Genomic DNA, 6,476 nt, shown 5'->3' with positions numbered 1-6,476 from the left:
CGGCCGCACCAGAGGGCAGTCTGCGAGAACGAGGTTAGGGGGTCAGAATTGGACGCCGATCCCCCGCCTCAAGGGGTCAAAGTTGCACGCCGAAACACATGCAGGTATAGACCGTGATCCGCTTCGACTTTGACGAATGGGACCGAGCGGTCAGAAGGCTTGGCGCTTCGATCGAGCAAGTTCCCTTTACCCTGAGCGTGGCTCTCAACGACGCCACCCGCAAAGCCGCCGACCGTTTGGCGGCCGATACCTGGGCGCGGCACGTCGAGGTGCGCAATCGCAACTTCGCTCGCTATGCCCTGCGGATCAATCAGCGCGCGAACAAGCGCAACCTGATGACAGAGATCATCGAGAACCCTGCCTTGGCCGGTCGCGGCAACTTCGGCATGCAGGCAACCGGCGGCACCAAGCGTGCGCGCAAGGGCAAGCTCGCGATCCCGCTGAAGGGGTCGGTTCAGCGCACGGCGCGCGGCGTGCGGGCCAACCAGCGCCCCGCAGCCGTGATCGCCCGGACACCGAAGAGAGCCCTGCGCGTCACCGATCGTGGCATCCTGGTCGGCGAGAAGGGGCGGCTTCGTCTCAAGTTCTCTTTGGAGCCGCAGGCCCGCCAACCGGCTCACGTCCCGATGGGCCGCGATTTCCAATCCTACATGCGCGACGAGCTTCGCGCCGCACTCCCCGCCGCCATCGCAAAGGCGATGGGCACACGTCGTCGCTAAGGAGATCACGATGGAAGACGAGGCACAGACGGTAAGAGACCCGATGCGGATCGAGCTGTCTCGCTCCTATGAGGGTTTGGACGGAGCATTTGCCGAACTGAAGTTCCGCGAGCCGCAGGCCAGAGACTTCATCAGCAGTGGTCTGCCTGTCGAAATGGTCCCCTCGGAAGATGGGTTCGATGTTCGGTTCAAGCCGGAGCAGATGACGCGCTTCCTCGCCAAGATTGCCGGGCGGCTACCGGCAGACATTCAGATGCTCAGCCCGAATGATTGGATGGCGGCGGCTTACGCGTGCGTCCCTTTTTTCATTCCGGGAGCGCGGAAGCCGCCGTCCGCGCCGCCCTCGACCTCGCCCTGACCTATCGGTGCTCGCCCACCGAGTTCCTAGACATGCCGCTTGAGGATCTGTTCCCGTTGTGGGCGGCGACCATGAAGCATCTCGAAGAGACGCGGACGCGAGGTGAGGACTGATGGCCGAAGATCGCTTCAGGCTTACAGCCGAAATCGGAGATCAGTTTTCGGGGCCGCTCAAGCGCATGCGGACCATGCTCGGCGAGATCCGGCCAACACCCGAGATGCGCGCTGTTCGGGAGGAATTGAACGGTCTGGCCGGTGCCGTCCAGCGGCTCCACGGCATGGGACGCGGGATGAGCGGGCGCGACATGCTCGGCGGCATCGGTCTCGACCTCAGTGTCGCGGCCGGCATCGGCGCCGTCGTCGCGTCGATGCGGGCGCTGTCCAAGGAAGCCTTGGAGATGCGCCATATCTCGCGCGAAACGGGCCTGACCGCTCAAAACCTGAGAGCCCTGCAAAAGACCGGCGAGCGGTTTCAGATCGCACCCGATACCGTCATCGCAGGCACGCAGTCTTTCGCCGAAAAGCTGTCCCTGTTGAGGCGCGGCCTTGGTGAGTTCTCCGGCGAGTTGCGACAGAAGGCACCCGGTATCTTCGGGCAGCTTCAAGGCTCGAAGGACACAATGGACGCACTCGACAAGTACCTGTCGTTTCTGTCCAAGATCAAAGACCCCCAGACCCTCAAGCAATACACCGACCTGATGGGGCTCGGCGGCTTCAACCGTCTGTTCACCGATGGCCCGGAGGCGCTAGGCAAGGCGCTCCGCGAAGAGATGAAGAAGGCGGCCAGCGAGCCGGATTTCAGCAAGCAGGCTCAGGAAGCCGCCGAGCATTGGCGCGATCTCAAGGACACGCTCGAACAAATTCAGAGAATGGCTGCGCCTGAGATTTTCAAGTACATGGCGGACTTTGCCAAATCTACGCGCACCGACATTGAGAACATTGTTGCTCTTGAGGAGAAGCTTAAGTCCTTCGCCGATGGCGTCAAATCATACATCGACAACTTCGGCACCGCCGCGCCTCCCGAAGAGGCGGGTAAGCCCTCCCGTCGCGGCCCTGGTGCGCCGGCTGAGACAGAAGCCGAGCGCCGGATCCGCGCCTTGCAAGGACGCAAGGGCTCGCTGGATCAGCAGCTTCAGCTCATGGAGCGCAACCCTGGCTCGCCTGATTATGCGCTTAAGCACAGTCGCTTGGTCGAGGAACTTAAGAGAGTAGGCGACGAGCTGGAGAAACTGCGCAACCAGGGCGCGACCGCTCAGCCGTCGAGCTTCGGCGGCGGCTCGGGCTGGGGCGGTATGATCCATCGTGCCGGCTGGGGCGGCGGCTTCGGCCCCGGCAGCTTCGGGCCGGGAAGTGCGGCGGCCGAGGCGTTCAACAATTCGCCGCAGGGTCGCATCACTCGCGATCTGAAGGGACTTCCGCAGCCGGGCGCCTCCGAGTCAACCGGCGCGGGCGCTAAGAACCCTGCTGCGTCAAAGGCGCTGGCAGATGCCATAGCAGGAACAGAGTCGGGCAAGGGGGGCTACAATACGGTCCTAGGTAACGGACGGTATGGCCGTCCGGATAAGCCTATTTCGACTATGACCTTGGACGAGGCTTATGCTTTCGGGCGGACCGTCCGCGCTCGTCACGGCTCATCGTCGGCTCTTGGGAGATATCAGATTGTCGGATCAACCATGAAGTTGGCGCAGCGGGCCCTTGGTCTTTCTGGTGATACTCTGTTTAACGATGAAACTCAGGACCGAATGATGCGCTGGATTGCGCGCAATCAGGGATTGGGGGCTTGGGAGGGATTGAAGGGGAACCCGGGCGCAATGCTGCGAGCCCGTGAGGCCATGGCAGCCGGCGGCGCGCTTGATGCGCCTTTGGTCTCCCCGGATGCGATCGAGGCCGTACGACGGGCTCAAGGCAAATCGGAGTGGGAGCGCGGCACCGGCCTTTCGCGGATCCGTGATGACCAAGTGGTCAAGGGCGGGTCGATGCTGGCCCCGGGCGACATGGGTATGCTTCAGCGCCGTCGTCTCGCCGAGGGCGGGGGCGGCAGCCCCCTCGACGGATCGGTCAACATGGCTGTGACCTTCCGCAACGCACCGCCTGGAATGGGCATCAGCACCAAGTCGAGCGGGGTCGTCAAAGAGGTCGCCGTGGATCGTGGGACATCTCTCTATGGGACTGCTGCCCAATGAAGGATCCTGATCTTGATGCCAGCATTTCCGTAGGCGGCCAGATCTATCGAAACTGGCTCAGCGTCCGCGTAACCCGTGTCTATGCCGCGTCGTTCTCGGACTTCGCCTTTGAAGGCGCTGAGCCGGGCGGCGATGGACGGGGCTGGGCCGCGCTGCGGATCAAGCCGGGCGAGCGCTGCCAGATCATCCTTGCCGGTGTGAAGGTGATCGACGGCTATGTGGTTGACCGGCAGGTCGGGATAGATGCGAACACGCACGCCGTGCTGATCCAGGGGCGTAGCCTCACGCGAGAAATTGCCCGCTCCACTCCGCAGGCCAAGCAATATCGCGGCTATACCTTCGAGGCCATTGCCCGCGCCATGGCGAAGGAGCATGGAGTCAAGGTTATCGTTAAGGACCCGCCGAAGGGCTGGGACAAGCCGATCCGCAACTTCATCGCCGATCCCTTCCTCAAGACGTGGGGCAACCTCGAACGGCTCGGGCGCAAGCGCGGCGTCATCATGCACGACGACAAGGACGGCAACCTCGTGCTGAGCGGCGCGCCGATTGCGGGCGGGTCCGTCGCGGACCTGATCGAGGATGACAACATCCTAGCCCTGCGCGGCATCGTCTCGGACAACAACGTGTTCTCGAAGATCGTGGCCGTTGGACAGGACCAGGGCAGCGACACCTCATTCGGGCGCAAGGTCGCCGAGGTTCAGGCCGAGACGAAGAACCCGCTCGGGGCTCCGGGGTCGGTGTTGAACGTCCCCGGTGAGCACACCATGGACGGCAAGGACGCGGAGAACCGAGCCAATACGCAGACTGGCACGTACCTCGGAACGGACATCGACCTGACGGTGACGGTGCACGGGTGGGTGCGGCCGGACGGGCAGCTCTGGGACGTGCGCGACCCGATCAGCGTCAGATCGCCGAGCATGTTTCCGGACGGCGACGGGACGGCACGGCTGGGGGTGCGCGCGGTCACCTTCCTTCAGGGGCCAATGGGCACCGTCACCCAACTGAACCTCGTCCATCCCAATGCCCTGTCGATGATCAACCCGCAGGTGCCAAAGGGCGAGGTGCCGAGCATCATCAACAGCTCTGGAGAAGCAGCCCGCTACATGCCGCCGGATGGGGCTGACGCTTAGCGACAGTTGGCGCGGCACTTCACTGAAGCCACGCTGGGCGGATCTACTTCGCCGGCAGTGACAACCTCGATTACCGTGTCGCCCCGCTTCCAGATCATCTCGCAACTAGCCCGCCCCGTGCCTCGACATATCTCGGCCTCCGGATACGCGCGACACCGCTGTTCAAAGCCGGGAGCGCATCGCTCAAAGCATCCGTCTACGTCGCATCGCTTTCCATTTTGAGCGACTGGTTGCCAGCCGATTGCCATAAGGCTTGAGCGCGCCCCGTCGTAATCGGTTTGCCGCGGGAAGTTCGGGATGCGCTCTGCCGCGAAGGTCGGGCCGGCGAGCGTGACGATAAGGGCGGCGGAGAGGGCGAGGCGCATGGCCCGCATCCTACCCGCCGCCGTCAGGTTGTCGAGATCAGGCCCGCTGCTTCGCCGGCTTGTCCGCGTCCACCACGGCAGCCCCCAGAGCCGCGGCGAGGGCTTCGACCGCATCGGTCACACTCGCCTCAACCTCGTTGCTCGGCTTCGGCTTCCTGAATGCATCTAGGAAGTCGTCTTGCCGTTTCTCTGGCTCGGGATGAGCCAAGGCGTCGAACGCCAGTTCCGGCATCCGCGAGACGATGGCGATCAGTGCTGCCGCGGCCGGCTCTAGGGCCACGCGCCCCTGCTCCCAATTCCGCCACGTCCCCAGCGGGATCCGCAAAGCGTCGGCTATCTCCCGCTGCGTCATGGCTAGCCGTACGCGGAGCGCACGGGGCGCCTCGACCACGCGCGCGGCGTTCGGCACGGCAAGGTCCGCGTCGCCGTCAGCGGCGCGCTGAGCCTCGATATCCGCCTCCGTGGTCGCGTCGACCTTCGCCCGGTCCACCGTCGAGGCGCGGGTGCGAAGCTCGTTCAAGCTCATGCGCGCCATAGCTTCCGTTCCTTCCTGTTCGCGAGCCGTGCCGAGATGAGGCGCCGCACGGGTGCGCCCTCCGCGTCCGTCCGATCCGTGTAGACGATCGTGAAGAAGTCTCCGTCAAACTCCCCGACCGAGACCATGCGGACTTCGCCGTAGTCGCGGCGCTCGTCCTGCCACTCGACCGTGCGACCAAGGAAAATGCCGGCCGCGTCGGCAAACCCGAAGCCGCGGTCGGCTCGGGTCGTCTCGTCCTTGGCGTCGTCCCACTCGAAGTCCATGGGCGTTAAAGTGCGCTTAATGCGCACCAAGTCAAGCCCGCTACGCACAAAGCGCACGCACGAAACCCCCGCCGCCTTGCCGGGCGCGGGGTTCTCGTGTCATGTTGTCAGGGTAGCGTCAGAACTACCGCGATGGGCCCTTGCCGGGGCTGGCATCGCAAACCTGTAGGCGGAAGCTCAATCACCTTGCCGGGTGAAAGGCCCCGTCAGAGACGTGCTCACCTCCCGGTGAGCCCGACCGGCTCACTATGCCGGGAGTGCGGCGATACGGTCAAGCGGAAACGCTCGGCCGCGATACAATAGCCCTTCGGGGTAAAGATCGCCGCGCACGTTCCTACAGGCGTGTTCTGACCCTCCCGGCGCCAGTGCCGTTCACTGGCAAACCTGATCGGACGCCCGTCAGAAGGCGCGAGATCCCGGCCGTCAGAAGCCGGTTCGAGCTGTAGGAACCGAGAATTGACCTACCACCACCGTATGCCGACCCCGCGCATCATTGCGCCTGGCGGCCCCGTGTCCGCGGCCCTGCGGACCATGCTGGCGAACGTCGAGGACTGCGACCGCCAGCGCCTCCGCAACCTGCGGCAGGCCATCGCCGACCGGATCGAAGCCGACCTTGCCTTGCTCGACCGCCTCGACCACGAGGCCGACGAGCGGGAAGCCGATTTCGTGGCGCACCGCTACCTGCCGAGCGTCGGCGTCTACAGCATCGGCCTGACGAGCGACGACGAGGCGAGCTTGTGCGGCGTGTCGGTGGGCGCTCCCCACTGCCAAGACGACCGCGAACAGGATGACAGCGACAACGAGCCGTCGCTCGGATCTCTGAGAGTCCGTCCGATAAGTCATGAGGCGCGTCCCAGCCGTCGAACGAGGATCATGACGGCAGCGGCGTAGAGGAAGGCTTGGGCCGAGGCGAGGGTCGCC

At 64.4% G+C, this 6,476-nt stretch carries 7 protein-coding genes; 5 read left to right on the top strand and 2 right to left on the bottom strand.

Features of this window, described 5'->3' with window-relative positions; translation table 11 throughout:
- Positions 1-113: 113 nt before the first annotated feature.
- From MTDSW087_RS29450 to MTDSW087_RS29435, 4 genes are all read left to right on the top strand, one after another.
- Entirely contained in the window at positions 114-719 is a 606-nt protein-coding gene (locus MTDSW087_RS29450) for a hypothetical protein (protein WP_144769303.1), read from the top strand.
- 10 nt (positions 720-729) lie between these two features.
- Positions 730-1,077, top strand: coding sequence for a phage tail assembly protein (locus MTDSW087_RS29445; RefSeq protein WP_144769301.1), 348 nt, complete (start codon positions 730-732; stop codon positions 1,075-1,077).
- Between the two features lie 112 nt (positions 1,078-1,189).
- The gene (locus MTDSW087_RS29440) at positions 1,190-3,259 is read left to right on the top strand and encodes a lysozyme family protein (RefSeq protein ID WP_144769299.1); all 2,070 of its coding nucleotides are present in this window, start codon (positions 1,190-1,192) and stop codon (positions 3,257-3,259) included.
- Positions 3,256-4,389, top strand: coding sequence for a phage baseplate assembly protein (locus tag MTDSW087_RS29435; RefSeq protein ID WP_144769297.1), 1,134 nt, complete (start codon positions 3,256-3,258; stop codon positions 4,387-4,389). Before MTDSW087_RS29440 ends, MTDSW087_RS29435 begins: the two co-directional genes overlap by 4 nt.
- Positions 4,390-4,791: 402 nt before the next feature.
- Here MTDSW087_RS29435 and MTDSW087_RS30545 read toward each other — a convergent pair whose 3' ends face one another.
- The gene (locus tag MTDSW087_RS30545; protein ID WP_186384051.1) at positions 4,792-5,280 is read right to left on the bottom strand and encodes a helix-turn-helix domain-containing protein; all 489 of its coding nucleotides are present in this window, start codon (positions 5,278-5,280) and stop codon (positions 4,792-4,794) included.
- A complete protein-coding gene (locus MTDSW087_RS29425; protein ID WP_144769295.1) occupies positions 5,277-5,555 on the bottom strand; it encodes a BrnT family toxin in 279 nt (92 codons plus the stop codon). The genes MTDSW087_RS30545 and MTDSW087_RS29425 overlap by 4 nt, the downstream gene beginning before the upstream one ends.
- Positions 5,556-6,011: 456 nt before the next feature.
- Between MTDSW087_RS29425 and MTDSW087_RS29420 the strand changes: the two genes are divergently transcribed.
- A complete protein-coding gene (locus MTDSW087_RS29420) occupies positions 6,012-6,446 on the top strand; it encodes a hypothetical protein (RefSeq protein WP_144769293.1) in 435 nt (144 codons plus the stop codon).
- The last annotated feature ends 30 nt before the right edge of the window (positions 6,447-6,476 follow it).

It is taken from the genome of Methylobacterium dankookense (genome assembly GCF_902141855.1).
Classification (GTDB): domain Bacteria; phylum Pseudomonadota; class Alphaproteobacteria; order Rhizobiales; family Beijerinckiaceae; genus Methylobacterium; species Methylobacterium dankookense.
Note: the sequence above shows the minus strand (reverse complement) of the source record. Positions and strands in the feature narration are given on the sequence as shown.

Excerpts from the sequence above, each read along its gene's own strand:
- MTDSW087_RS29425 (WP_144769295.1), bottom strand. The coding sequence starts at position 5,555 with ATGGACTTCGAGTGGGACGACGCCAAGGACGAGACGACCCGAGCCGAC.
- MTDSW087_RS29440 (WP_144769299.1), top strand. The coding sequence starts at position 1,190 with ATGGCCGAAGATCGCTTCAGGCTTACAGCCGAAATCGGAGATCAGTTT.
- MTDSW087_RS29445 (WP_144769301.1), top strand. The coding sequence starts at position 730 with ATGGAAGACGAGGCACAGACGGTAAGAGACCCGATGCGGATCGAGCTG.
- MTDSW087_RS30545 (WP_186384051.1), bottom strand. The coding sequence starts at position 5,280 with ATGAGCTTGAACGAGCTTCGCACCCGCGCCTCGACGGTGGACCGGGCG.
- MTDSW087_RS29435 (WP_144769297.1), top strand. The coding sequence starts at position 3,256 with ATGAAGGATCCTGATCTTGATGCCAGCATTTCCGTAGGCGGCCAGATC.